This is a genomic window from Streptomyces atratus (genome assembly GCF_040655115.1).
Lineage (GTDB): Bacteria > Actinomycetota > Actinomycetes > Streptomycetales > Streptomycetaceae > Streptomyces > Streptomyces atratus_D.
In genome coordinates this window covers 53,261-76,998 of record NZ_JBFAJH010000038.1, presented here as the reverse complement: position 1 = coordinate 76,998, position 23,738 = coordinate 53,261, and the positions used below count along the sequence as shown (strand labels likewise).

Sequence of the window (23,738 nt, the reverse complement as noted above, 5' to 3'; positions counted from 1 at the left end):
CCGTTTCGTACCGTCGCAAGTCGAAACGTAGCCGGGGTACGGCGTGTTCTGCATATCAGCCCAGGTCAGCGACCCACGGAAACGACAGGGGAGCCTCTTTTGTATCACCCGCCTCGAACACACCATCAGCACCGCCTGACGCACAGCCGCCCGCTGAAGAACTGTCAGGCGCTCTCTGCCAGTTCCAGCCAGCGCATCTCCAACTCGTCGCGCTCCGCGACCAGTTCCCGCAGTTCCGTGTCGAGCTTCGCCACCTTCTCGAAGTCCGTGGCGTTGTCGGCGATCTGCGCGTGCAGGGCTGTTTCCCTGGTCGACATCTTGTCGAGCTGCCGCTCGATCTTCTGCAGCTCCTTCTTCGCCGCCCGCGCGGCCTGCGGCGAGACGGCCGCCTCCGCCAGAGCCTCCTTCGCCGCCGGAGCGCCGGCCGAGGCGGGCATCGCCTCGGCCTCCATCCGCAGCCGGCGCTCGATGTACTCGTCGATACCGCGCGGCAGCATCCGCAACGCGGCGTCGCCGAGGAGCGCCATCACCCGGTCCGTGGTCCGCTCGATGAAGAACCGGTCGTGCGAGATCACGATCATCGACCCGGGCCAGCCGTCGAGGAGGTCCTCCAGCTGCGTCAGGGTCTCGATGTCGAGGTCATTGGTGGGCTCGTCGAGGAAGAGGACGTTCGGCTCGTCCATCAGCAGGCGCAGGATCTGCAGCCGACGCCGCTCGCCGCCGGACAGGTCGCCGACCGGCGTCCACTGCTTCTCCTTCGAGAAGCCGAACTGCTCGCAGAGCTGGCCCGCGGTCATCTCCCGGCCCTTGCCGAGGTCGACCCGGTCCCGCACCTGCTGCACGGCCTCCAGCACCCGCAGGTTCGGGTTGAGCTCGGCAACCTCCTGGGAGAGATAGGCGAGCTTGACGGTCTTGCCGACGACGATCTTCCCGGCCGCGGGCTGCACGTCGCCCTGGGTGCGGGCCGCCTCGGCGAGCGCCCGCAGCAAGGAGGTCTTGCCCGCGCCGTTGACCCCGACCAGGCCGATCCGGTCGCCCGGACCGAGCTGCCAGGTGAGATGGGTGAGCAGCGTCTTGGGTCCGGCCTGGACGGTCACGTTCTCCAGGTCGAAGACGGTCTTGCCGAGCCGGGCGTTGGCGAACTTCATCAGCTCGCTGGTGTCGCGCGGCGGCGGCACATCGGCGATCAGTTCGTTGGCCGCCTCGATGCGGTAGCGCGGCTTCGACGTACGGGCGGGGGCGCCGCGCCGCAGCCAGGCCAGCTCCTTGCGCATCAGGTTCTGCCGCTTGGACTCCTCGGTCGCGGCGATCCGCTCGCGCTCGGCGCGGGCGAAGACGTAGTCGCTGTAGCCGCCCTCGTACTCGTGGACGGCGCCGCGCTGGACGTCCCACATGCGCGTACAGACCTGGTCGAGGAACCACCGGTCGTGGGTGACGCAGACGAGCGCCGAGCGCCGGTTCTGCAGATGCCGGGCCAGCCAGGAGATCCCCTCGACGTCGAGGTGGTTGGTCGGCTCGTCGAGGACGATCAGGTCCTGTTCGGCGATGAGGAGCTTGGCGAGCGCGATCCGGCGCCGCTCGCCGCCGGAGAGCGGGGCGATGACGGTGTCCAGGCCGTGCTCGAAGCCGGGCAGGTCGAGCCCGCCGAAGAGTCCGGTCAGCACGTCACGGATCTTGGCGCTGCCCGCCCACTCGTGGTCGGCGAGATCGCGGATGATCTCGTGGCGGACGGTCGCCTTCGGGTCGAGCGAATCGTGCTGGGTGAGGACACCGAGGCGCAGGCCGCCGCTGTGGGTGACGCGGCCGGTGTCCGCGTCCTCCAGCTTGGCGAGCATCCGGATGAGGGTCGTCTTGCCGTCGCCGTTGCGGCCGACGACACCGATCCGGTCCCCCTCGGACACACCGAGGGACACGCCGTCGAGCAGGGCACGGGTGCCGTACACCTTGCTGACCTGCTCGACATTAACCAGATTGACGGCCACTAGCGCTCCAGGTGAGGGGGTCGATCGACCTCAAGCGTAGTCGCGACTCAGGGGGCTCCGTACGGGCGCAGCCCCGGCGGTCACAGCACGGGCGCAGGGCCACCCTGCGCGTGCCGTCGATCTGCACGTGCGAGGGCGTGTCCAAATGCACGAGATGGGCGTTAGGAGTCTTGTCGTACGGTCGCTTGATCGTGCATCTGGTGTACGGGGGGTGAGATTGGTCATGGCAGCCGAGGCGGGTGAGCGCGTTCTGACGGCGGTGGTGCCAGTCTGGCTGGACCGCGCCGATCATGCGCGAGCGCATGCGGCCTGCCACGCTTCCGCGCTGCTGTGGAACTGTGCCGTGAACTGGGTGCGCGGGCAGTGGAAGGACGGGGTCTGGCCGGGGCGGGAGGACATCCGCCGTTTCGTCACCTCACTGCCGCCCGAGACGCGGCCACTGCACGCGCACACTGCGCAGGCCATCGCCTACGACCTGGCCGATGCGATCTCTACCGCTCGCACCAACCGCACCCAGGGAATGGAGGGCGTGAAGTTCCCCTGGCGGGACAAAAAGTGCCGGCCCCTGATCTTCACTGCCCGATTCGGCTGGCGCATCACCCCGCAGGGGCAGCTCGCGCTGTCACTAGGCCGTGGACAAGGCCGGATCTTGGTCCCGGCGCCGGAATTCGCCGACCGGAACGGGCTGCTCGTCACCCCTGACCGCTGGGGTGAGATCAAACTCTGCTGGGATATCGCGGCCCGTTGCTGGTCACTGCACATAGCCCACCGGCTGGCCGATGACTCCCTGCCCGACGCCTCAATCGAGGGAACCGGAGCGGATGGGGTGCGGGTGGTCACGGTCGCGGTGGACGAGGGCATCATCAACCCGATGACGCTCGCCGCGGTGGCCCCGGACGGCGCTTTCGAGGTGGCGGTGATCAACGGCCGGTCAGCGCGCTCCATCAAGCGCGGTCGCAATAAGAACATGGGACGCCTGCAGGCGAAAGTCTCCCGCTGCAAGCCCGGTTCGCGCCGCCATCGACGCCTTACGTCGGCGAAGAAGAACCTGACCGCACGCACCAACCGCCGGTTGCATGACTTCAACCATCAGGTGACAGCGAAGGCCAACCACTTCATCCGCGGCCAGGTGACGGCGCACGAGCGGGACGTCCCACGGGGCACCGCTGTGGTGGTGCGCCTGGTAGTGGGTGATGTGCGCGGCATCGAGAAGAATACGGAGAAGCGGCGGCGCGCTTCACGCTCCACCCGCCAGCAGCTCTCACAGTGGGAGCGCGGCACCCAGGAGCGGCAGCTCGCTTACAAGACCGGTCTGAAGATCAGGCACATCGGTGAGGCTTACACCTCACAGACCTGTCCATACTGTCTGACCCGGCGCAAGGTGCGCGGCCGGTCTTATGTCTGCAAGAACAAGGACTGCCTCCTGGCACTGCACCGGGATGCGCTGGGCGGGGTGAACATCCACACCCTTGCCGTCAACGACGGGGCGTACGTCCCGGTGGCACCCGAAACACGGTTTCGAGTGACGTATCTACGGGCCCAACCCGGCTGGTCACCTCACCAGCGGGAACGCCATGGCTTCCATCAGCACGCGCAAGCGCGCGCCGGTGCGGAGCAAAGGCGAGAAGCACGTAGTAGTGCCCAGAACCGGGCCGCCCGTACCGACATCCTCGTCGGCGCAGGCGTTGCTGTCGTCCCCAGTCCAAGGGGCACCACGTGCCACGACGGCGGTAGCGCCACCCCACCGGGTGCCGACCAGGCCTGCGCCTACACCGTCTGACGGCCCGCGGAAGACAGAGATCCTGGCGCTGCCAGGGAGGTTCATCAGATTGACGGCCGTCGGGTTGCGCCCGGCGCCGGGGACACCGCGACGCGCGCGGTCCGGCAGGTCCCCGACGTCAGCAGCGCGTCCGCGACCTTCCGCGCCGACTCGGCGTCCGCCACCAGGAACGCGGTGGTCGGCCCGGAGCCCGAGACCAGTGCGGCCAGGGCGCCCGCCCCGGTGCCCGCGGCGAGGGTGTCGGCGAGCGAGGGCCGCAGGGACAGCGCGGCGGGCTGCAGGTCGTTGGAGAGTGCCCCGGCGAGCGCGTGGGTGTCGCCGGTGCGCAGGGCGTCGAGGAGCGCCGGGGAGGCCGCCGGTGCGGGGACGTCGGTGCCCGCGGTGAGCCGGTCGAACTCGCCGTAGACGGCCGGGGTGGAGAGCCCGCCGTCGGCCACCGCGAAGACCCAGTGGAAGGTGCCGCCGACGTCGATCGTGGTCAGTTGTTCGCCGCGGCCGATCCCGAGGGCGGCGCCGCCGACGAGGGAGAACGGCACGTCGCTGCCGAGTTCCGCGCAGATGGCGAGCAGCTCGTCCCGGGTGGCGCCGGTGGACCAGAGGGCATCGCAGGCGAGCAGCGCTGCCGCACCGTCGGCGCTGCCGCCCGCCATGCCGCCCGCGACGGGGATGTCCTTGGCGATGTGGATGTGCACGTGGGGCGCGATGCCGTGGCCTTCGGCGAGCGCGATCGCGGCGCGGGCTGCGAGGTTGGAGGCGTCCAGCGGGACCTGGGCGGCGTCCGGGCCCGAGCAGGTGACCGTCAGCTCGTCGGCGGGGGTGACGGTCACTTCGTCGTACAGGCCGACGGCGAGGAAGACGTTGGCCAGGTCATGGAAGCCGTCGGGGCGCGCGGCACCTACCGCGAGCCGGACGTTGACCTTGGCGGGGACGCGGACAGTGACGCTCACTCGCTGCTCCCGGCGGGCTGGTCCTCATCGGTCTTCAGGGCGGGCTTGTTCTCGGCGATGGCCGCGAACTCCTCGACCGTCAGCGCTTCGCCCCGGGCCTGCGGCGAGATCCCGGCCGCGACAAGGGCCGCCTCGGCGGCGGGCGCGGAACCCGCCCAGCCGGCCAGGGCCGCCCGGAGCGTCTTGCGGCGCTGGGCGAATGCCGCGTCGACGACGGCGAAGACCTCGGCCCGGCTCGCGGTCGTCGCGATCGGCTCGGTCCGCCGGACCAGCGACACCAGACCGGAGTCGACGTTGGGGGCCGGCCAGAAGACGGTGCGGCCGATGGATCCGGCCCGCTTGACGTCCGCGTACCAGTTGGCCTTCACCGAGGGCACGCCGTAGACCTTGTTGCCCGGCCGGGCGGCCAGCCGGTCGGCGACCTCCGCCTGCACCATGACCAGGGTCCGCTCGATGGTCGGGAACCGCTCCAGCATCGTCAGCAGGACCGGCACGGCGACGTTGTACGGCAGGTTGGCGACCAGGGCGGTGGGCGCCGGGCCCGGCAGCTCCGTGACCAGCATCGCGTCGGAGTGGACGAGCGAGAACCGGTCGGCGCGGCCCGGCATCCGGGCCGCGACCGTGGCGGGCAGCGCCGCCGCGAGCACGTCGTCGATCTCGACGGCGACGACCCGGTCGGCCGCCTCCAGCAGCGCCAGGGTCAGCGAACCCAGTCCCGGCCCGACTTCCACCACCACGTCGTCCGGGCGAACCTCCGCGGTCCGTACGATCCTTCGGACCGTATTGGCGTCGATGACGAAGTTCTGACCGCGCTGCTTCGTGGGGCGTACGCCCAGCTTCGCGGCCAGGTCGCGGATGTCTGCGGGGCCCAGGAGGGCGTCGGGCTCTGTGCTGCTCACCCGGTAAGCCTACGGCCGCAGTGCGGCCACGGGCTCGCCCCCCGTCGCACGCAGAGCTTCTTCGCCCGGAACGTCTGCCCGGACGTCGGGGCGTCCTGCGGGCGTCCGCTGCCGCCGAGGGCATGCCAGGTCTTCGTGTCGGACTGGTACAGCCCGCCGTATGTGCCGTCGGCGTCGACCGCCCCGGGCCTGCCGCCGGACTCGCAGGCCGCGAGCTCGTGCCGGTTCAGTCCGTGCACGTCCGCCACCGACTGCGGCCGCTGTCCGGTGCCCGCCTTCACGATCCGGTCGAGCGGCGTGCGGACGGTCTCCGCGTCCAGCGCCCGCGGCCGCTGCCGGACTCCGTCGACGGTCCGCACGGCGTACGTACCGCACACCGTCACGACGCGAGCCGTCAGTAATCGAACGCGCGAGCCGTGTTCTCGTTGATCGCCGAAGCCAGGGTGTCCTCGTCGATGCCCTTCACCTCCGCCATGGCACGGAGCGTGACGGGGATGAGATACGGCGCGTTGGGGCGTCCGCGGTACGGGGCGGGGGTGAGGAACGGTGCGTCCGTCTCGACCAGGACCAGTTCGATCGGCGCGACGGCCAGTGCGTCCCGCAGCGGCTGGGCGTTCTTGAACGTCACGTTGCCCGCGAAGGACATGAAGTACCCGGCGTCCGCGCAGATCCGGGCCATCTCGGCGTCACCGGAGTAGCAGTGGAACACGGTCCGCTCGGGGGCGCCCGCGTCGGCGAGGACGCGCAGCACGTCGGCGTGCGCCTCGCGGTCGTGGATCACGAGCGCCTTGCCGTGCCGTTTGGCGATCTCGATGTGGGCCCGGAAGGACTCCTCCTGGGCGGCCATGCCCTCGGGGCCCGTACGGAAGTGGTCGAGCCCGGTCTCACCGACGCCGCGCACCCGGTCCAGGGCCGCCAGGGCGTCGATCTCGGCGAGGGCCTCGTCGAGTGCCACCCTGCCTCCCGGTTCGCGGGCGCCCTGCCGGGACCACCCCTCCGGGTCCCCGTGCACGATGCGCGGCGCCTCGTTGGGGTGGAGCGCCACCGCCGCGTACACACTCGGGTGCGTGGCGGCGGTCCCGGCGGCCCAGCGCGAGCCCTTCACGTCGCAGCCCACCTGGATCACGGTGGTGACGTTCACCGCCGCGGCCCTGGCCAGGCCCTCCTCGACGGTGGCGTCCTGCATGTCCAGATGGGTGTGCGAATCGGCGACCGGTACCCGAAGGGGTTCGGGCAGCGGCGGGGCGTCCTTGGAGCTCATAGGGCGATCCTATGAGAGCCCGGTGTCACCGGGCCCGGACCTCACTTACGGTGCTGTCGCGCACGAAACATATGCACGAAACGCCACTGGCGCGGGGAGCGCTCCGACGCGCCCTCCGAGGACGGTATCGGCCCGGCGGTGGCGCCGGTCGGGGTCGCGAAGTTCAGGCGTCGCAGGGTTTCCGCGATGGAGGAGACCTGCCCGGCGCGCATGATGCGGACTTTGTGCCCGTCGCAGTTGAGGCAGGTGAGCCGGTTCAGCGGTGAGGGAACGAGCTGCCCCTGCACGCGGTACACGACGAAGGGCTGGCCGCGGCCGTCCGTGTGGTGCTCGATGTCGTAGACCTGTTCCCAACCGTGTCCGCACCCCATGCAGGCGAAGGCATACGCCTCATGCACGGTGGTTGCTGCGATCTCGCTCATGCCTGCTCCTCTTGTCCGCCGGACAAGCACTCCGGAGAATGCGTCCCTGATTCAGTGGACGCCTTTACCGGCGGGAGCGCACCAGGTCCTGTCGAGTGTTGGAGCGGTCTTGGCCTTCTCGTGGCAAAAGTGGCCGGTGCGCGGCTCGCACTTTGCTTTTCACGATAGCCCTTTGCCGTCCGCTGGGCCGGTCCGAGCCGCATTCTTTGCCGCGACGACCGCATCGAAAACATCGCGTTTGGGCAGCCCGGCGGCCGCGGCGACAGCGGCGATCGCCTCCTTGCGCCGCTCCCCCGCCTCCTCGCGCACCCGCACCCTGCGCACCAGCTCGGCGGCGTCCAGTTCCTCGGCCGATTCCGCCGCGCCCTCGACGACGACGGTGATCTCGCCGCGTACGCCCTCGGCCGCCCAGACCGCGAGATCGCCCAGCGGACCGCGCTTCACTTCCTCGTACGTCTTGGTCAGCTCCCGGCACACGGCGGCCCGGCGGTCGCTGCCGAACACCTCGGCCATCGCGGCGAGGGTGTCGTCGAGCCGGTGCGGGGCCTCGAAGAAGACCATGGTGCGGCGCTCGTCGGCGACCTCGCGCAGCCGGCCGAGCCGTTCGCCGGCCTTGCGCGGCAGAAAGCCCTCGAAGCAGAACCGGTCGACGGGCAGCCCGGACAGGGCGAGCGCGGTGAGCACGGCGGACGGGCCGGGGACCGCGGTGACCTTGATGTCCTTCTCCACGGCTGCGGCGACGAGCCGGTAGCCGGGGTCGGAGACGGACGGCATCCCGGCGTCCGTGACCAGCAGCACCCGGGCGCCGCCCATCAACGCCTCGACGAGTTCGGGTGTACGGGCCGACTCGTTTCCCTCGAAGTAGGAGACGACACGTCCCGTGGTGTGGATGCCGAGCGCCTGCGTCAGGCGGCGCAGCCGACGGGTGTCCTCCGCGGCGACGACGTCGGCCGTCTCCAGTTCGGCGGCGAGCCGTGGCGGGGCGTCCGCCACATCGCCGATGGGGGTCCCTGCGAGTACCAGCGTTCCAGTCACATCAGCCATCCTCCCAGCACGGGCGACAGCAGTCGCACAGATGCGTTCCCTACGATGGCGCGGTGACGAGTACTGCGCCCGAAGCCCAGCAGGGTCAAGACGCCGGGAACCAGCACGGTGAAGAGCTGCCGCCCTGGCAGAAGCGGCTGCGCCGCTTCGGCCATGCGCCCCGGTCCGTAATCGGGCTGCGTGAACGGCTGGTCCCGCCGTACACCCGGCCGGGACACCAGCTCTGGGCGGTGCTGGGGGTGTCCCCGCCGGCGGCCGACCGGCTGGTGCGGTGGTCGGCCTGGGGCGGGCCGCTGCTGGTGGCGCTGGTCGCCGGGGTGCTGCGGTTCTGGCATCTGGGCAGCCCGAAGGCGGTGATATTCGATGAGACCTACTACGCCAAGGACTCCTGGGCCCTGATCAAGCAGGGGTACGAGGGGTCCTGGCCGAAGAACGTCGACAAGTCGATCCTGGCCGACCCGTCGCTGGTGCCGGTGCCGACGGAGCCCGGTTATGTGGTGCATCCGCCGGTCGGCAAGTGGATCATCGGGTTCGGTGAGCAGCTCTTCGGGTTCACGCCGTTCGGCTGGCGGTTCATGGTGGCGGTGCTCGGCACGCTGTCGGTGCTGATGCTGTGCCGGATCGGGCGCCGGCTGTTCCGTTCGACGTTCCTGGGATGTCTGGCGGGCGCGCTGCTCGCCGTCGACGGGCTGCACTTCGTGATGAGCCGCACGGCGCTTCTCGACCTGGTGCTGATGTTCTTCGTGCTGGCGGCGTTCGGCTGCCTGCTGATCGACCGGGACCGGGCCAGGCGCAGGCTGGCGGCGGCGCTGCCGGTCGACGCGGAGGGCGTGCTGCGCCCGGACACGCAGGTCGCGGAGACGCTGCGGCTGGGCTGGCGGCCGTGGCGGATCGCTGCGGGCTTCTCGCTGGGCCTGGCGTTCGGCACGAAGTGGAACGGGCTGTACATCCTGGTCGCGTTCGGTCTGATGACGGTGTTGTGGGATGTCGGCGCCCGCCGGACGGCCGGTGCGGTCCGCCCGTACCAGGCGGTGATCAGGCGCGACCTGCTGCCGGCGTTCGTCTCGACGGTGCCTGTCGCGATCCTGACGTACCTCGCGTCCTGGACCGGCTGGATCATCAGGAACACCCCCCAGCGCCACGGCTACTACCGGGACTGGGCGACGACCGACGGATCGGGCGGCAACTGGACCTGGCTGCCGGACTGGCTGCGCAGCCTGTGGCACTACGAGTACCAGGTCTACGAGTTCCACGTGAACCTGACCTCGGGCCACGCGTACCAGTCGAACCCCTGGAGCTGGATCGTCCTGGGCCGTCCCGTCTCGTACTTCTATGAGGGGCAGAACGGCTGCACGAGCTCGGCGACCGGCAAGTGCGCCCGCGAGGTTTTGGCGATCGGTACACCCCTGCTGTGGTGGGCCGCGTGTTTCGCGCTGCTGTACGTGCTGTGGCGCTGGTTCTTCCGCCGCGACTGGCGGGCGGGGGCGATCGCGTGCGGTGTGGCGGCGGGCTGGCTGCCCTGGTTCCTCTACCAGGAGCGGACGATCTTCTTCTTCTACGCGGTCGTCTTCGTGCCGTTCCTCTGTCTCGCGGTGGCGATGATGATCGGCGCGATGCTCGGCCCTGCGGCAGGCACCGGGACCAAGCGGGAACTGGGTCTCGTGTCCGGCGATCCGTCCGGTGAGCGGCGGCGGACCTTGGGGGCCGTCGCGGCAGGCGTCCTGGTTCTGCTGATCGTCTGGAATTTCATCTATTTCTGGCCGCTGTATACGGGAACGCCCATTCCGGTGAACTCCTGGCGCAACCGCATGTGGCTGGATACCTGGATTTGACGGGCCTGTTCACTTCGTCGCGGATCGCGTTCCGATAACAACGGCCCCTGCTGTCACTACCGTCCCGTAAAGTGCCCACAAGCGCTCTCTTGAACGTGTTCAAGAGAGCCTTCCGGGGAGGGGACTGCATCAGATGCGCAGTGGAGCGAAGGTCGCCGTGGTCGGCGGAGTGTTCGTGCTGGTGGTCGGCGGGGCGGGGTACGGGGCGTACAACGTCCTCGACGGGTTCGGCGGCGGCGGGAGCGGCAGTACGGACGCACGCTCCACCTCCACCGAGGTGAAGACCGGCCCGCCGAGCGACGCGGAGGTCGGCGAGACGTCGAAGAAGTTCCTCAAGGCCTGGGCGGCCGGCCAGGCGTCGGACGCGTCCCAGCTCACCAACAACGCGGTCGAGGCCGAACCCGCCCTCAGCGGCTACAGCGCACTGGCCCACGTCACCAAGGCCGTGATCACGCCGGGCCCGCCGACCGGCTCGAAGGTCCCGTTCACCGTGAAGGCGACGGTGAGCTTCGAGGGGAAGACCAAGCCCTGGTCGTACTCCTCGGAACTGACCGTCGTGCGCGGCCTGACCACCGGCCGGCCGCTGATCGACTGGAAGCCGTCCGTGATCCATCCGGACCTGGCGGACGGCGAATCGCTGAAGACCGGCGAGGCGTCGGCCCCGTCCATCGAGGCGCTCGACCACGACGGCCGGGTGCTGACGAAGGAGAAGTACCCGTCACTGGGGCCGATCCTGGACGTGCTGCGCGAGAAGTACGGGGAGCAGGCCGGCGGCACCGCGGGTATCGAGACCTGGATCGAGTCGGCGGACGAGAACACCCCGGACAAGACGCTGCTGACGCTGTCCAAGGGGAAGCCGGGCACGCTGCAGACCACGCTGGACGCGCATGTCCAGGCGGCAGCCGAGCAGGCCGTCAAGCGGTACACCCAGGCCTCGGTGGTCGCCATCCGGCCCTCCACCGGCTCGATCCGCGCAGTCGCCAACAACCCTGCGACCGGGTTCAACGCGGCCATGCTCGGCAAGCAGGCGCCCGGTTCGACGATGAAGATCGTGACCGCGTCGATGCTGATCGAGAAGGGACTCGCCGGCGCGAACCAGAAGATCGAGTGCCCGAAGACCGCGATGTACCAGGGCCGCACGTTCCAGAACCTGGACGGGTTCTCCATCCCGGACTCCACCCTCACCACCAGCTTCGCCCGGTCGTGCAACACCGCCTTCATCAAGCTCATCGACGACACCAAGGACGACGCCGCACTGGCCAAGGAGGCCCGGGACGTCTTCGGGATCGGCCTCGACTGGAAGACCGGCGTCGCGTCCTTCGACGGCAGCGTGCCCGAGGCCGCCGGCGGTGAGGCCGCCGCGCAGTACATCGGCCAGGGCACCATCCAGATGAACGCACTCAACATGGCGTCCATCACCGCCACCGCGAAGAACGGCACCTTCCGCCAGCCGGTCCTCGTCCCGCAGGACCTGGACGGCCGCCGGCTCGCCGCCGCGTCCCGCTCGCTGCCCGCGTCCGTCTCGCAGCAGGTGACGAACATGATGCGGCAGACCGCGAGCTGGGGCACCGGAAAGGCGGCGATGGCCTCGGTCGGCGGCGACAAGGGGGCGAAGACCGGTTCGGCGGAGGTGGACGGTCAAGCCACGTCCAACAGCTGGTTCACCGGCTTCAGCAACGATCTCGCCGCCGCGGCCGTCGTCCAGTCCGGCGGCCACGGCGGCGACGCGGCGGGGCCGGTGGTGGCCCAGGTACTGCGCGCGGGGCCGTGACGCGTTCCCCGGGGTCCGGTGACCGAAACCGGATCGCGTGCCCCGCTGGGCGGCCGCTAGCGTGCGGGGGCATGAGTACTCCCGACGCCACGGCTCCCGAAGCCGCCGCTGCCGAAGCCCACCCCCGATTCGCCGAAGCCCTGCGGGAGCTGGACCTCGATGTCGAGGTCCGCCGATTCCCGGAGGCCACCCGTACCGCCGCCGAGGCCGCCGCCGCGATCGGCTGCGAGCTCAGCGCCATCGTCAAGTCGCTGATCTTCGAGGCGGACGGGGCGCCCGTGCTCGTCCTGATGGACGGGTCCTCACGGGTCGACGTGGAGCTCGTACGGCGGGAGCTGGGCGCCGGGAAGGTGAAGCGGGCCGGGGCCGATCTGGTCCGGGAGACCACCGGGTACGCGATCGGGGGCGTACCGCCCTTCGGGCACCGCACGCGGACCCGGGTGCTGGCCGACCGCGGACTGCTCGAACACGACGTGGTGTGGGCCGCGGCGGGCACCCCGCACACCGTCTTCCCGCTCGACCCGAAGACCCTTGTCGGGCACGCCGGCGGCACCCTGGTGGACGTGCGCGAGCAGACCACGTGACGCCTCTGGTCGCGACCGCGGTCCTGATCGCGGCGATCACGCACGCCAGTTGGAACGCGATCGCGCACGCGATCAAGGACCAGCTGCTCTCCTTCACCCTGATCTCCGGGGGCGGGGCGCTGCTCGGCGCCGTCGCCGCCTGTTTCGTACCGCTGCCGGCCGCGGGGGCGTGGCCGTATCTGGTCGTCTCCGCGATCCTGCACGTCGCCTACATGGCGCTGCTGATGCGGTCCTTCACGCTCGGCGACTTCGGCCAGATGTACCCGATCGCACGCGGCACCGCGCCTCTGGTGGTGACGGTCCTCGCGGCGGTCTTCGTCGGCGAGCGGCCCGACGGCTGGGCGACGGCCGGGGTCGCGGTCGCCTGCGCCGGGCTCGTCGGCGTCGCGCTGTGGGGCATCCGGGGCTCGGAGACCCGCCCGCACCGGGCGGCGATCGCCGCCGCGCTGGCGACGGGTCTGGCGATCGCCGGGTACACGACCGTCGACGGGGTGGGGGTCCGGGCCTCCGGCACCTCGATCGGCTACATCGCCTGGCTGATGATCCTGGAGGGGTTCGCCGTTCCCGCGTACACGTTCTACCGCCGCCGCGGACAACTGGGCGCCCAGCTGCGGCCGTACGCGGCACGGGGGCTGGCGGGCGCGGCCATGTCGGTGGTCGCCTACGGGCTGGTCCTGTGGGCGCAGACGAAGGCGCCGCTGGCCCCGATCGCCGCCCTGCGCGAGTCGTCGATCATTGTGGGCGCGGCGATAGGCACGGTGTTCTTCAAGGAGCGGTTCGGCGCACCGAGGATCGCGGCGGCCGGACTGATGGTGGTCGGCATCGGGCTGATGCTGCACACGAGTTGAATGCGGCGGCGCCCGGAGAAGCACCGGCGCGGACAGCAGACGCCAGTGCCGGTGCAACCGGCGCAGCCCGCTGGGCCGCCCGCCGACCTCTCAGTCCTGCGCGACCGCCCTCCGGAAGCCCGCGTTCACGGCGAGCAGCCCGCCGTCCACCCGCAGCGTCGTCCCGGTGATCCAGGCAGCGTCGCGGGAGGCGAGGAAGGCGACCGCCGCCGCGATGTCCTCCGGTTCGCCGACCCTGCCGAGGGGGTTGCGGGCTGCTGTCGGTTTGCTGAGCTGGAGTGAGTTGTGGTGTGCGGGAGTGAGTTCTGGCGGTGGGTTTGCGGGGGTGGGAACGGGGGTTCTGGGGCCGAATGGGTGACCTTGGCGGCTGGTGCTCGTTGGGCTGGTTGGCAGGTGCCGGCCTTGAGGGGGTGATGCGGTGGGTGACTTACGGGAGTTGGCGGCGTCCTTCGTGGTGCCCGGGCCTTGCGGGGTGTCGATACGCGACCGCCTCAAACACCTCGCCCCCCAGGACGAGAAAGTCCTGCGTGCGGTCGGTGAGCACCAGGGTGCGCTTGCTTCCCGTGATCTCAAGGCCCGCTGTGCGGATGGTCTGGAGCACAGCGCGGACACCTGGGCGTCGCGTAAGCGGGAGCTGACCGGGGTGTCGTCGTCGCGGATCGCGGGTGCGATCACCAAGGCCACCCATGACCAGTGGGCGCTCGCGCGCCGTTGTCAGGCGGCGTATATCCAGAACCTGGCAGCCGGGATCAAGACGTTGCGGCACCGCCTGTCCCTCCCGATCGGGGAGAAGGGAACGAAACGGGCGGCGGGTGGCTACCGCTCCCGGGGCGAGTGGTTCCGCAAGTCCCGCCGCCTCGCGGCGCTGGAAACCCGGCACACTGCTGCTGTCTCCGACCGGCGGGCCGGGCGGGTCCGGGTGGTGCGGGGCGGTAAACGTCTCCTCAACACCCGCCACCACCTCACCGAAGCCGAGCTCAGCGAGGACCAGTGGCGGGAACGCTGGGAAGCGGAACGCTGGTTCATCGCTGCCGACGGTGAGTCGGGGAAGCGGTTCGGCAACGAGACCATCCGCGTCACCCCGGACGGCGAGGTCAGCATCAAACTCCCCGCCCCGCTCGCGCACCTGGCCAACACCAAGCACGGCCGGTACACCCTCACCTCCCGCATCGCCTTCGCGCACCGGGGCGCGGAGTGGGCCGACCGCATCGAAACGAACCGGGCCGTCGCCTACCGCATCCACCTCGACACGGCGCGCGGCCGCTGGTACCTCACCGCATCCTGGCAACGCCCCGCCGTCCGGACCATCCCGTTGGAGACCGCCCGCGCCCGGGGCATGATCGGCGTCGACACCAACGCCGACCACTTCGCCGCCTACCACCTCGACCGGCACGGCAACCCCGTCGGTGACCCGCACCGCTTCCCCTACGACCTGACCGGCACCACCGCTCACCGCGACGCACAGATCCGCCACGCACTGACCCGCCTGATCAACTGGGCGGTGCGTGTCGGTGTCGCCGCGATCGGCATCGAAGACCTCGACTTCACCACCGAGAAGACCCGCGAGAAACACGGCCGCCACAAGCGGTTCCGGCAGCTCATCTCCGGTATCCCCACCGGCAAGCTCAAGGCCCGACTGGTCTCCATGGCCGCCGAACAGGGCCTCGCCATCATCGCGGTCGACCCCGCATACACCAGCATGTGGGGTGCCCAGCACTGGCAGAAACCGCTGGCCACCCCCCACCGCACCATGTCACGTCGCGATGCCGCCGGCATCGCGATCGGACGACGCGCCCTCGGACACCCGGTCCGGCGTCGGACGGCACCGCCCCCACACGACCGGAGTGATCGTGCGGGGCATCGGACCGTCCAGGCCGAACCAGGCGCCCGGGGGCGTGAGGGAACCCGCCCACCCACAACGGACCACGCCCCTGGAGGCATGCCGCCGAGCGGGAAGCGAAAGCGGGAACCCAGCGCATCCAAAACCGTTCGGGATGCGCCCAGTACGCAACAGTGGGTCCAAAACTCACTCATGCACACTGGTTAGGAACGTTGCAGCGGTACGCGTTGTTGACCAGCACGTCGAGCGTGCCGAACGCCTCGACCGCACGGGTCACCGCCGCCTCGACCGCCGCCCGGTCGCCCACGTCGCACGGCAGTGCCTCGGCGGTGGCGCCCGTCTTCCGTATCGCCGCCGCCGTGCGCTCGGCGCGGTCACCGTCCAGATCGGTCACCAGGACGGGTGCGCCCTCGTCGGCCAGCCGGCGGGCCGTGGCCGCGCCGATGCCCTGTCCCGCGCCCGTGATGAGTACGCCGTATCCGTCGAACCTGGAATCACCGGTAGGAGTCATAGCGCCGACCGTACTGCTCTGACCAGGGCCTGGGCACGGGGATCGGCGGTGACTCCCTTCTGCAGACCGTTCGTCACATAGCCGAGCGCGATGCCCGATTCGGGGTCGGCGAAGCCGAGCGAGCCGCCGCGGCCCGGGTGGCCGAAGGAGCCGGGGGCGAGGAGCGGGGCGGCAGGGCCGTGCAGCATGTAGCCGAGGCCGAAGCGGGTGTTCACGACGAGCACCCGGTCCGGGCCCGCGGACTCCTCGGTGCGGGCGAGGGTGAGTGTGGCCGGGGCGAAGAGCCGGTGACCGTCGACCGGGCCGATCATCGCGGCGTAGGCGCGGGCCAGCGCGCGGGCGGTCGCGATGCCGTTGGAGGCGGGGAGTTCGGCCGCCCGGTAGCCGGTGCCGTTCTCGTCGGGGAACGGGTCGATGGCGCCGAACGCGCGGCGGGTCAGCGACTCGGGATCACGGTAGGCGTCCACCACCGACCGCTTGGGGCGCATCCGCAGCGCCCCGCCGTTGCCGTCGAGGACGGGTGGCTCGACCGGTCCGATCCGGCCCACCCGGTGCGCCTCTTCCGCCGGGAGCCCGAACCAGAAGTCGAGGCCGAGCGGGCGGGCGATCTCCTCGGCGATCCAGCGGCCCACGGTGCGCCCGGTGACCCGGCGCACCAGTTCGCCGATCAGCCAGCTGTACGTCTGGGCGTGGTAGCCGTGCGCGGTGCCGGGCTCCCACTGCGGGCGCTGCGCGGCGACGGCGTGCGCCCCGGAGCTCCCGTCGGCGGCCTCCTGGGGCGTCAGCGGCCGGTCGAGGGCGGGCACTCCGGCGCGGTGGGTGAGGAGGTGCCGCACGAGGACGCGTTCCTTGCCGGCCGCCTTGAACTCCGGCCAGTACGTGCCGACCGGGGCGTCCAGGTCCACCTGCCCGCGCTGGTGCAGCAGCAGCGGTACGGCGGCGGCGATGCCCTTGCCCGCGGAGCGGACGATCTGCACCGTGTCGACCGCCCACGGCTCGACGCCGTCGACATCTCTCGTACCGGCCCACAGGTCGACGACCTTGCGCCCGTCCCGGTAGACGGCGACCGCCGCCCCCCGCTCCCCCCGCTGCTCGAAGTTACGGATGAAGGCGTCCCTGACCGGTTCGAATCCGGTCGCCACCGTGCCCCGTACGTCCACGCCTGCTCCTGCGCTCCCGCTCATCCCCCCATGGTGCATCGCTGCGCAGGTGGGCTGTACCGCGGGTGACCGTCGGCTCCGCCTGCAACCGCTTCAGCAGCGGTGACACCGTCCGGCCGGTCTGGTGCGGCGGGTGCGGTCGGCCGTCGACGAGCGCTCGGTGCTCGTCGAGCCGACCGGGAAGGGGGCGCTGCTGCGCACCCGTGCGGAGTGCGTTCCTGATCTGCTGTTGACGGGGGCGGGTCTCGGGGCCGACGAGGTGGAGGGGCTGCGGGCGGAGCTGCACGCCCTCGCCGCGCGCGCCGTCGCACTGGCGGAACGCACCCGTTGACCCGCCTCCCATGCCACCCGCGGCACCGTCGACGTCTCGATCGTGCACGTGGCCGAGGTGCAGGGCACCGGCGAGCTCCTTGACGGGAATCTCGCCGCGCTCCCACAGCACGAGCATCACGAGGTACTGGGGGGTAGGTCGGGCCGAGCTCGTCGAGGAGCGGGCGGTAGGCGGCGGTCACGGCCCGCTGGGCTGCGTACAGCGCGAAGCAGAGCTGTTCGTCGAGCCGCAGCGAGGCCGCCGGATGGCGGGTGTCGTCGTCGGTCACGCGCCCGTTGTCACGGAGCGCGGGTCGAACCCGAAGGGCAGCTCCAGCCGGTGAGCGCGCATCAACTCCTCGTCACAGAGCAGGTCCTGGGTACGGTTGTCGGCGGCAATGGCGCCGTCGCTGAGGATGACGGCGCGCGGGCAGAGCTCCAGGGCGTACGGCAGGTCGTGCGTGACCATCAGTACGGTGACGTCCAACGACCTCAGGATGTCGGCGAGTTCGCGCCTCGATGCGGGGTCCAGGTTGGACGAGGGCTCGTCCAGGACGAGGATCTCCGGCCGCATGGCGAGCACGGTGGCGACGGCGACGCGGCGGCGCTGGCCGAAGGACAGATGGTGCGGTGGGCGGTTCGCGTACCCCTCCATGCCGACCCGCTCGAGCGCCTCGGTCACCCGCGCCTCCAGCTCGGCGCCGCGCAGCCCGGATGCGGCGGGCCCGAAGGCGACGTCCTCGCGGACGGTCGGCATGAAGAGCTGGTCGTCGGGGTCCTGGAAGACGATGCCGACGCGGCGGCGGATCTCCGCGAGATTGCGCTTCTCCACCGGGAGACCGGCGACCCGGACGGTGCCCGCGCCTGCGTCGAGGATGCCGTTGAGGTGGAGGACGAGCGTGGTCTTGCCGGCGCCGTTCGGACCGAGCAGGGCGACGCGTTCGCCGCGGGCCACGGTCAGATCGACGCCGAAGAGCGCCTGGTGACCATCGGGGTAGGCGTAGGCGAGGCCACTGACCTCAAGGGACGGCGCGGTGCTGCTGGACGGACTCATAGGGCCCATCCCAGCAGACCGACCGCGAGGGCGAGCACGGGGAGTGCCGAGGCGTACGCCCACTGCGCGCCGGACGCGGTCACCTCGTCGATGACCGGCATCGAGCCGGTGTAGCCGCGGCTGACCATGGCGAGGTGGACGCGTTCGCCGCGCTCGTAGGAACGGATGAAGAGCGCGCCCGCCGACTTGGCGAGGACGCCCCACTGCCGTACCCCGTGCGCCTCGAAGCCGCGGGAGCGGCGGGCGATCGACATCCGCCGCATCTCGCCGGTGATCACATCCCCGTACCGGATCATGAAGGAGGCGATCTGGACGAGCATCGGCGGCATCCTGAGCCGCTGCAGACCGAGCAGCAGGGAGCGCAGCTCGGTGGTGGACGCGAGGATCACCGAGGCGGCGACGCCGAGGGTGCCCTTGGCGAGGACGTTCCAGGCGCCCCAGAGGCCGGGGACGCTGACGGAGACCCCGAGGAGTTCGGTCTGCTCGCCCGGCACCACGAACGGCATCAGCACGGCGAACGCGACGAACGGCACCTCGATGAGGAGCCGCTTCAGGAGGAACCCCGCGGGGATCCGGGCCAGCGCGGCGACCCCGGCGAGCAGCGCGGCGTACAGCGCGAACGCCCAGACCGCCTCGCGCGGCGTCGAGACGACGACCAGCACGAAGCCGAACACCGCGGCGAGCTTGCAGTGCGGGGGCAGGTCATGGACCGGCGAGTGCCCGTGCCGGTAGAGCTTGTGTGCGTGCCCCGCGCCCATCAGACGGTTTCCTCGGTGCGGATGCCGGCGGGTGCGTCCGGCGTACGGCGGCGGCGGACGGTCCAGAAGACCCCGCTGCCGACGACGATCGTGGCACCGACCCCGATCACCCCGGCGAGTCCGCCGGAGAGCCGCGCGTCGGAGATCTCCTTGACACCGTAGTCGGCGAGCGGCGAGTCCTTGGCCGCGTGCTCCTCGACCCTCTTGTCGATGCCCTTGTCGGCGGCGACCTTCTCCAGGCCGTCCGGGTTGGCGGAGGCATAGAAGGAGACGAAGCCCGCCAGCACGAGGGTGGTGACCAGGCCGGTGGCCCAGAGTCCCCGTGTGGAGCGGGCGGCGACCGGCGCGACGGACTGCCTGGCGGGGGCGTCGACGAGCTCGCCGTCGATCCGGAGCTTGAGCGGGGAGGTGAGACCGCGGGCGCCGTGGACCAGGTCGGGGCGGACGGCGATGACGGCGCCGACGGTCAGTCCGGTGATCACCGCCTCGCCGATGCCGATCAGGACGTGCACGCCGATCATCGCGGTGAGGACCTTGCCGATCGGGACGTCGGTGGTGCCACCGATCCAGTAGATCAGCGTGAAGACGCCGGCCGCGGCCGGTACCGAGATCAGTGCGGCGACGAACGCCGCGGCGGTCGTGGAGCGGCGGGTCCGCGGCAGGACGGTGGCGAGACCGCGGAAGAGGGCGTACGAGACGACGGTGGTGGTGACGCCCATGACCGTGATGTTCACACCGAGCGCGGTGAGCCCACCGTCCGCGAAGAGGATGCCCTGCATGAGCAGCACGACGGATATACAGAGCACCCCGGTGTACGGCCCGACCAGGATCGCGGCGAGCGCCCCGCCGAGCAGGTGCCCGCTGGTACCGGCCGCGACCGGGAAGTTCAGCATCTGCACGGCAAAGATGAACGCGGCGACGAGGCCCGCGAGCGGCGCGGTGCGTTCTCCCCCGTTCTCGCCTCCGCTCGAACGGGAGGTGCCTCCCTGTTCGCGGCGGGCACCCCGCAGACTGACCGCCACGGCCCCCGCGGCGACGACACCGGCGGCGGCGGAGACGGGTGCGTTGATGAATCCGTCGGGTACATGCATGGGGGAGGCTCCGCTTCCTGCGTTCCTGCACTGCTGCGCGGGGTCATGAACCTCTCAATGATAGGGCCTTGTTGCGAATAGCTCGCAAGAGCGCATTCGCAACAACTACCCGACTTCCCCATCGTGCTCTTCGACCGAAATATGGGACATTAGATATCAAAGATTCACACATAGGAGGATTCGGCCATGCCCCCTGTGATCGAAGAACAAGCCGAAGCCCGGCTCGTCACCGAGGCGACCGACACCTTCTCCGTCCCCGTCGACCTGCGGTACGACGCGGCCGTCGACCCGCGTACGGTGCATGTCACCTTCCCCGGTGGAACCGACTGGGCCTTCGGCCGCGACCTGCTGGAGGGCGGGCTGCACTCGCCGACCGGGCGCGGCGCGATACGGATATGGCCGTGCGGACGGGCGCAGCTGGTCGTGGAGCGGCACTCGCCGGACGGCGTCGAGGTGGTGCAGTTCGACAACGCGCCGCTGATCCGCTTCCTGGCCCGCACCCACGGCGAGAGCAGGACGTCCGAGGCCGCACCGGCGTGACCCCGGCCGCGAGACGGCATGGATGAGCCCCCGCGCCGCTCGCACGGGGGCTCATGCCGCTCCGGCCCCCGTCCCCACAGGTAACCGGCGCGTTCCGGGGCCGCGCTCCGCTCGGACGCGGACCCCGGGGCTCGTACGGATCAGACGCGCGTCAGTTCGCGCTCGCCCCGGGCGTCGCCGTGCCCGTCCCCGCCGGACGTCTCGCCGAGCTGCTTGCGCAGCCCCTCGCCCTCCACGTCGACATTGGGCAGCAGCCGGTCCAGCCAGCGCGGCAGCCACCAGGCGCGCTTGCCGAGCAGGGCGAGGACCGCGGGCACGATCGCCATCCGGACGACGAACGCGTCGAAGAAGACGGCGATGGCGAGCGAGAAGCCGATCATCTTGATCATCGACTCGCTGGAGCCGATGAACCCGGCGAAGACCGCCATCATGATCACGGCCGCGGCGGTGACGACGCGGGCGCCGTGCTTGAAGCCGGTGACGATCGCCTGCGGGGGCTTCTCCCCGTGGACGTACGCCTCGCGCATCCGGGTGACGAGGAAGACCTCGTAGTCCATGGCGAGACCGAAGACCACACCCACCATGAAGATCGGCATCATGGACATGATCGGACCGGTCTGTTCGACACCGAAGAGCGAGCCCAGCCAGCCCCACTGGAAGACCGCGACGACCGCGCCCAGGGCCGCGACGACCGAGAGCAGGAAGCCGAGGGCCGCCTTCAGCGGCACCAGCACCGAGCGGAAGACCACCATCAGCAACAGGAACGCCAGGCCGACGACAAGCGCCAGATACGGCAGCAGCGCGTCGTTCATCTTCTGTGAGAAGTCGATGTTCATCGCCGTGGATCCGGTGACCAGGACCTCGGCGCCGGTGTCGGACTTGATGTCCGTGCCCGCGTCACGGATGGCGTGAACCACGTTCTCCGTCTCGGTGGAGCTCGGCCGGTCCTGCGGGATCACGGTGATCATGGCGGTGTCGCCGGCCTTGTTGAAGTGGGCCGGAGTGACCGCGACGACGTGCGGGATGCCGGAGATCTCGTCGGAGACCTGCTTGACCGCGGTCTTGCCGTCCGAGCTGTTCGCCGTGTCCACGACGACCATCAGCGGCCCGTTGAAGCCGGGGCCGAAGCCGTCGGAGAGCAGGTCGTAGGCGCGGCGCTGGGTGGTGCTGGTGGGCTGGGAGCCGTCGTCGGGCAGGCCCATCTCCAGCGAGGCGGCCGGTACGGCGACGCCCCCGAGGCCGAGGACTCCGACCAGCAGCACCCAGACCGGCTTGCGCAGGACGAACCGCGCCCACCGGCTACCCATGTTCGGCTTCGCCGCGGGCCGGCTCGAAGCCTCGGCGGCCTTGCGCGCCTTGCCTCCCATGACCCGCTTGCCCGCGAAACCCATCATCGCCGGGACGAGGGTGAGCGCGATCAGGACCGCGATCGCGACCGTACCGGCCGCGGCGAAGCCCATCTTCGACAGCATCGGGATGTTGACGACGGCCAGGCCGGCCAGGGCGATGACGACGGTGAGGCCGGCGAAGACGACCGCGGAACCCGCCGTGCCGACCGCCCGCCCCGCCGCTTCCTCGCGCTCGCGGCCCTCGGCCAGCTCGGCGCGGTAGCGGGAGACGATGAAGAGCGCGTAGTCGATGCCGACCGCGAGGCCGATCATCATCGCGAGGGTGGAGGTGGTGGAGCCCAGGTCGAGCACGTTGGCCAGGGCCGTGATCGTCGAGACGCCGATGCCGACGCCGATGAGCGCGGTGAGCAGCGGCAGACCCGCCGCGACGAGCGAGCCGAAGGTGATGACCAGCACCACCGCGGCGATCGCCACACCGATGATCTCGGTGGCCCCGGTCTCCGGCATCACCTGGAGCGCGTCACCACCGATCTCCACCGTCATCCCGCTCTTCCGGGCCGCGTGGCCCGCGTCCTCCAGGGCGCTCCGGGTCGCATCGGTCAGCTCCATCGAGTTGACCTTGTAGGACACGGAGACGTATGCCGTGGAGCCGTCCTTGCTGACGGCGTTGCCGGTGTACGGGTCGGTGACCGAGGCGATCTGGTCCGAACCGGACTTCAGCTCGTCAGCGATCTTGTTGACCTCGGCCTTGTTGGCCGGGTCAGTCATCTTCTGGCCGTCATCGGCCTTGAAGACGACCCGCGCGGTCGCGCCGTCGGCGCTGGACGCGGGGAAACGCTGTTCCAGCAGGTCGAAGGCCTTCTGCGCCTCCGTGCCCGGAATGGAGAAGGAGCTGGAGGTGGGGGTGGACGCGGAGGCGGCGCCGAATCCGGCGAGCGCCAGCAGTGCCACCCAGACAAGGGCGACATAGCGGCGGCGCCGGAAGACGAGCCGTCCGAGCTTGTAGAGGAATGTGGCCACGGAGACGTACTCCCGGTCAGGTCGTGAGTGGAAAAGGGCGTGAGGAACCAGCCCGACGACGAGAGCGGCGTGTCAGGTGGGGCTTGGGGAGAGGGTCGTACGGAAGGGACGGGGTCAGACGCCGAGAGCGGGGAGGATCACGGAGTCGACGTAGTCGGTGAGAAACGCCTGGTCGACGGGGCGGCCCTCGACCAGTTGCCGAGCGGTGAAAGCACCGACCAGCATGTGCGGTACATATGGCAGCGCCGGGTTGTCCGGACGCAGTTCACCCCGGCCCACGGCTCGGCGGAGCAGCGAGTCGAGGCCGGTTATCTCCGGCTCGATGAGCAGTTCGCGCAGTGCCCGGTACAGATCGGGATTGTCGTGGACGGCTTGCATCAGGCCCCGCATCAGCGCGGAGTTCTTCTGCATCTGACAGTCGTCGCTCCGGCCCAGCGCGGCATGGAAATCTCCGCGCAGCGAACCGGTGTCGATCTCGGCAAGGTTGCCCGGCTTGTCGTGGCGCAGCGCCTTGACGACCAGCTCCGGCTTGCTCCCCCACTGGCGGTAGAGGGTGGCCTTGCTGGAACGGGTACGGGCGGCGACGGCGTCCATGGTCAGGGCGTCGTAGCCGACCTCGCGCAGCAGGTCGAGCACCGCGGCGTAGAGCTCGCTCTCGCGCTCGGGGGTGAGGCGGGTGCGTGCCATGGGTCGACCTCCTGCTTCCCTCACTCGTACGTCAAGTCGGACGAACGAA

At 70.5% G+C, this 23,738-nt stretch carries 22 protein-coding genes and 2 pseudogenes; 8 read left to right on the top strand and 16 right to left on the bottom strand.

Going from position 1 to position 23,738, the window contains the following annotated elements; all coding sequences use genetic code 11:
- Window positions 1–164: 164 nt before the first annotated feature.
- Window positions 165–1,982, bottom strand: a complete 1,818-nt coding sequence (locus tag AB0I23_RS30265; protein ID WP_359114024.1) for an ABC-F family ATP-binding cassette domain-containing protein — start codon at window positions 1,980–1,982, stop codon at window positions 165–167.
- Between the two features lie 145 nt (window positions 1,983–2,127).
- Here AB0I23_RS30265 and AB0I23_RS30260 point away from each other — a divergent pair, with 145 nt between their 5' ends.
- Complete coding sequence (locus AB0I23_RS30260; protein WP_359114022.1) at window positions 2,128–3,762, top strand: transposase; 1,635 nt, start codon at window positions 2,128–2,130, stop codon at window positions 3,760–3,762.
- Window positions 3,763–3,806: 44 nt separating this feature from the next.
- Here AB0I23_RS30260 and AB0I23_RS30255 read toward each other — a convergent pair whose 3' ends face one another.
- The 6 genes from AB0I23_RS30255 to rsmI form a co-directional block, all read right to left on the bottom strand.
- Window positions 3,807–4,709, bottom strand: coding sequence for a 4-(cytidine 5'-diphospho)-2-C-methyl-D-erythritol kinase (locus tag AB0I23_RS30255; RefSeq protein ID WP_359114020.1), 903 nt, complete (start codon window positions 4,707–4,709; stop codon window positions 3,807–3,809).
- A complete protein-coding gene (rsmA, locus tag AB0I23_RS30250; protein ID WP_359114018.1) occupies window positions 4,706–5,608 on the bottom strand; it encodes a 16S rRNA (adenine(1518)-N(6)/adenine(1519)-N(6))-dimethyltransferase RsmA in 903 nt (300 codons plus the stop codon). The genes AB0I23_RS30255 and rsmA overlap by 4 nt, the downstream gene beginning before the upstream one ends.
- The gene (locus AB0I23_RS30245; RefSeq protein ID WP_436847021.1) at window positions 5,605–5,991 is read right to left on the bottom strand and encodes a transglycosylase family protein; all 387 of its coding nucleotides are present in this window, start codon (window positions 5,989–5,991) and stop codon (window positions 5,605–5,607) included. The genes rsmA and AB0I23_RS30245 overlap by 4 nt, the downstream gene beginning before the upstream one ends.
- 11 nt (window positions 5,992–6,002) lie before the next feature.
- On the bottom strand, window positions 6,003–6,869 hold the full coding sequence (locus AB0I23_RS30240) for a TatD family hydrolase (protein WP_359114017.1): 867 nt from the start codon (window positions 6,867–6,869) through the stop codon (window positions 6,003–6,005).
- Between the two features lie 41 nt (window positions 6,870–6,910).
- Window positions 6,911–7,291, bottom strand: coding sequence for a hypothetical protein (locus tag AB0I23_RS30235; protein WP_359114015.1), 381 nt, complete (start codon window positions 7,289–7,291; stop codon window positions 6,911–6,913).
- Between the two features lie 159 nt (window positions 7,292–7,450).
- Window positions 7,451–8,335, bottom strand: coding sequence for a 16S rRNA (cytidine(1402)-2'-O)-methyltransferase (gene rsmI / locus AB0I23_RS30230; RefSeq protein ID WP_359114013.1), 885 nt, complete (start codon window positions 8,333–8,335; stop codon window positions 7,451–7,453).
- Between the two features lie 53 nt (window positions 8,336–8,388).
- Here rsmI and AB0I23_RS30225 point away from each other — a divergent pair, with 53 nt between their 5' ends.
- From AB0I23_RS30225 to AB0I23_RS30210, 4 genes are all read left to right on the top strand, one after another.
- Window positions 8,389–10,167: a dolichyl-phosphate-mannose--protein mannosyltransferase gene (locus tag AB0I23_RS30225; protein ID WP_359114011.1), complete on the top strand. Its 1,779-nt coding sequence runs from the start codon at window positions 8,389–8,391 to the stop codon at window positions 10,165–10,167.
- 133 nt (window positions 10,168–10,300) lie between these two features.
- On the top strand, window positions 10,301–11,938 hold the full coding sequence (locus tag AB0I23_RS30220) for a penicillin-binding transpeptidase domain-containing protein (protein ID WP_359114009.1): 1,638 nt from the start codon (window positions 10,301–10,303) through the stop codon (window positions 11,936–11,938).
- Between the two features lie 71 nt (window positions 11,939–12,009).
- Window positions 12,010–12,522 carry a YbaK/EbsC family protein gene (locus AB0I23_RS30215; RefSeq protein WP_359114007.1) on the top strand — a complete coding sequence of 171 codons (513 nt, stop codon included), beginning with the start codon at window positions 12,010–12,012 and terminating at the stop codon, window positions 12,520–12,522.
- Window positions 12,519–13,370 carry a DMT family transporter gene (locus AB0I23_RS30210; RefSeq protein WP_359114005.1) on the top strand — a complete coding sequence of 284 codons (852 nt, stop codon included), beginning with the start codon at window positions 12,519–12,521 and terminating at the stop codon, window positions 13,368–13,370. The genes AB0I23_RS30215 and AB0I23_RS30210 overlap by 4 nt, the downstream gene beginning before the upstream one ends.
- A 90-nt stretch (window positions 13,371–13,460) precedes the next feature.
- On the opposite strand, the gene AB0I23_RS30205 is transcribed toward AB0I23_RS30210, so the two are convergent.
- Entirely contained in the window at window positions 13,461–13,865 is a 405-nt protein-coding gene (locus AB0I23_RS30205; RefSeq protein WP_359114003.1) for an SDR family oxidoreductase, read from the bottom strand.
- Between AB0I23_RS30205 and AB0I23_RS30200 the strand changes: the two genes are divergently transcribed.
- A complete protein-coding gene (locus AB0I23_RS30200; protein ID WP_359114002.1) occupies window positions 13,789–15,417 on the top strand; it encodes an IS200/IS605 family accessory protein TnpB-related protein in 1,629 nt (542 codons plus the stop codon). The two genes, AB0I23_RS30205 and AB0I23_RS30200, sit on opposite strands and share 77 nt — an antisense overlap.
- A gap of 13 nt (window positions 15,418–15,430) precedes the next feature.
- On the opposite strand, the pseudogene AB0I23_RS30195 reads toward AB0I23_RS30200, so the two are convergent.
- Window positions 15,431–15,721: pseudogene (locus AB0I23_RS30195) on the bottom strand (SDR family NAD(P)-dependent oxidoreductase); the annotation flags it as partial.
- Window positions 15,718–16,881 (bottom strand): serine hydrolase domain-containing protein, encoded by a 1,164-nt coding sequence (locus tag AB0I23_RS30190; protein ID WP_359114030.1) that lies wholly within the window; start codon window positions 16,879–16,881, stop codon window positions 15,718–15,720. The gene AB0I23_RS30190 and the pseudogene AB0I23_RS30195, both read right to left, overlap by 4 nt.
- 133 nt (window positions 16,882–17,014) lie before the next feature.
- Between AB0I23_RS30190 and AB0I23_RS30185 the strand changes: the two genes are divergently transcribed.
- Window positions 17,015–17,212, top strand: coding sequence for a hypothetical protein (locus tag AB0I23_RS30185; RefSeq protein WP_359114031.1), 198 nt, complete (start codon window positions 17,015–17,017; stop codon window positions 17,210–17,212).
- 48 nt (window positions 17,213–17,260) lie between these two features.
- On the opposite strand, the pseudogene AB0I23_RS30180 reads toward AB0I23_RS30185, so the two are convergent.
- The 4 genes and pseudogenes from AB0I23_RS30180 to AB0I23_RS30165 form a co-directional block, all read right to left on the bottom strand.
- Window positions 17,261–17,480: pseudogene (locus AB0I23_RS30180) on the bottom strand (MarR family winged helix-turn-helix transcriptional regulator); the annotation flags it as partial.
- Window positions 17,477–18,244: an energy-coupling factor ABC transporter ATP-binding protein gene (locus tag AB0I23_RS30175; RefSeq protein WP_436847020.1), complete on the bottom strand. Its 768-nt coding sequence runs from the start codon at window positions 18,242–18,244 to the stop codon at window positions 17,477–17,479. The gene AB0I23_RS30175 and the pseudogene AB0I23_RS30180, both read right to left, overlap by 4 nt.
- On the bottom strand, window positions 18,241–19,002 hold the full coding sequence (gene cbiQ / locus AB0I23_RS30170; RefSeq protein ID WP_359113998.1) for a cobalt ECF transporter T component CbiQ: 762 nt from the start codon (window positions 19,000–19,002) through the stop codon (window positions 18,241–18,243). Before cbiQ ends, AB0I23_RS30175 begins: the two co-directional genes overlap by 4 nt.
- The gene (locus tag AB0I23_RS30165; protein ID WP_359113996.1) at window positions 19,002–20,093 is read right to left on the bottom strand and encodes an energy-coupling factor ABC transporter permease; all 1,092 of its coding nucleotides are present in this window, start codon (window positions 20,091–20,093) and stop codon (window positions 19,002–19,004) included. The genes cbiQ and AB0I23_RS30165 overlap by 1 nt, the downstream gene beginning before the upstream one ends.
- A 186-nt stretch (window positions 20,094–20,279) precedes the next feature.
- Here AB0I23_RS30165 and AB0I23_RS30160 point away from each other — a divergent pair, with 186 nt between their 5' ends.
- Complete coding sequence (locus tag AB0I23_RS30160; protein WP_359113994.1) at window positions 20,280–20,633, top strand: SsgA family sporulation/cell division regulator; 354 nt, start codon at window positions 20,280–20,282, stop codon at window positions 20,631–20,633.
- A 140-nt stretch (window positions 20,634–20,773) separates the two neighbouring features.
- On the opposite strand, the gene AB0I23_RS30155 is transcribed toward AB0I23_RS30160, so the two are convergent.
- Both AB0I23_RS30155 and AB0I23_RS30150 read right to left on the bottom strand, forming a co-directional pair.
- On the bottom strand, window positions 20,774–23,002 hold the full coding sequence (locus AB0I23_RS30155) for an MMPL family transporter (protein ID WP_359113993.1): 2,229 nt from the start codon (window positions 23,000–23,002) through the stop codon (window positions 20,774–20,776).
- 114 nt (window positions 23,003–23,116) lie between these two features.
- Window positions 23,117–23,689, bottom strand: coding sequence for a TetR/AcrR family transcriptional regulator (locus AB0I23_RS30150; protein WP_359113991.1), 573 nt, complete (start codon window positions 23,687–23,689; stop codon window positions 23,117–23,119).
- Between the last annotated feature and the right edge of the window lie 49 nt (window positions 23,690–23,738).

Bases quoted from the DNA above. Each gene is read 5' to 3' on its own strand.
- AB0I23_RS30260 (WP_359114022.1), top strand. From the start codon at position 2,128: ATGCACGAGATGGGCGTTAGGAGTCTTGTCGTACGGTCGCTTGATCGT.
- AB0I23_RS30240 (WP_359114017.1), bottom strand. From the start codon at position 6,869: ATGAGCTCCAAGGACGCCCCGCCGCTGCCCGAACCCCTTCGGGTACCG.
- AB0I23_RS30235 (WP_359114015.1), bottom strand. From the start codon at position 7,291: ATGAGCGAGATCGCAGCAACCACCGTGCATGAGGCGTATGCCTTCGCC.
- rsmI (WP_359114013.1), bottom strand. From the start codon at position 8,335: ATGGCTGATGTGACTGGAACGCTGGTACTCGCAGGGACCCCCATCGGC.
- AB0I23_RS30220 (WP_359114009.1), top strand. From the start codon at position 10,301: ATGCGCAGTGGAGCGAAGGTCGCCGTGGTCGGCGGAGTGTTCGTGCTG.
- AB0I23_RS30215 (WP_359114007.1), top strand. From the start codon at position 12,010: ATGAGTACTCCCGACGCCACGGCTCCCGAAGCCGCCGCTGCCGAAGCC.
- AB0I23_RS30175 (WP_436847020.1), bottom strand. From the start codon at position 18,244: ATGAGTCCGTCCAGCAGCACCGCGCCGTCCCTTGAGGTCAGTGGCCTC.
- cbiQ (WP_359113998.1), bottom strand. From the start codon at position 19,002: ATGGGCGCGGGGCACGCACACAAGCTCTACCGGCACGGGCACTCGCCG.
- AB0I23_RS30165 (WP_359113996.1), bottom strand. From the start codon at position 20,093: ATGCATGTACCCGACGGATTCATCAACGCACCCGTCTCCGCCGCCGCC.
- AB0I23_RS30160 (WP_359113994.1), top strand. From the start codon at position 20,280: ATGCCCCCTGTGATCGAAGAACAAGCCGAAGCCCGGCTCGTCACCGAG.
- AB0I23_RS30150 (WP_359113991.1), bottom strand. From the start codon at position 23,689: ATGGCACGCACCCGCCTCACCCCCGAGCGCGAGAGCGAGCTCTACGCC.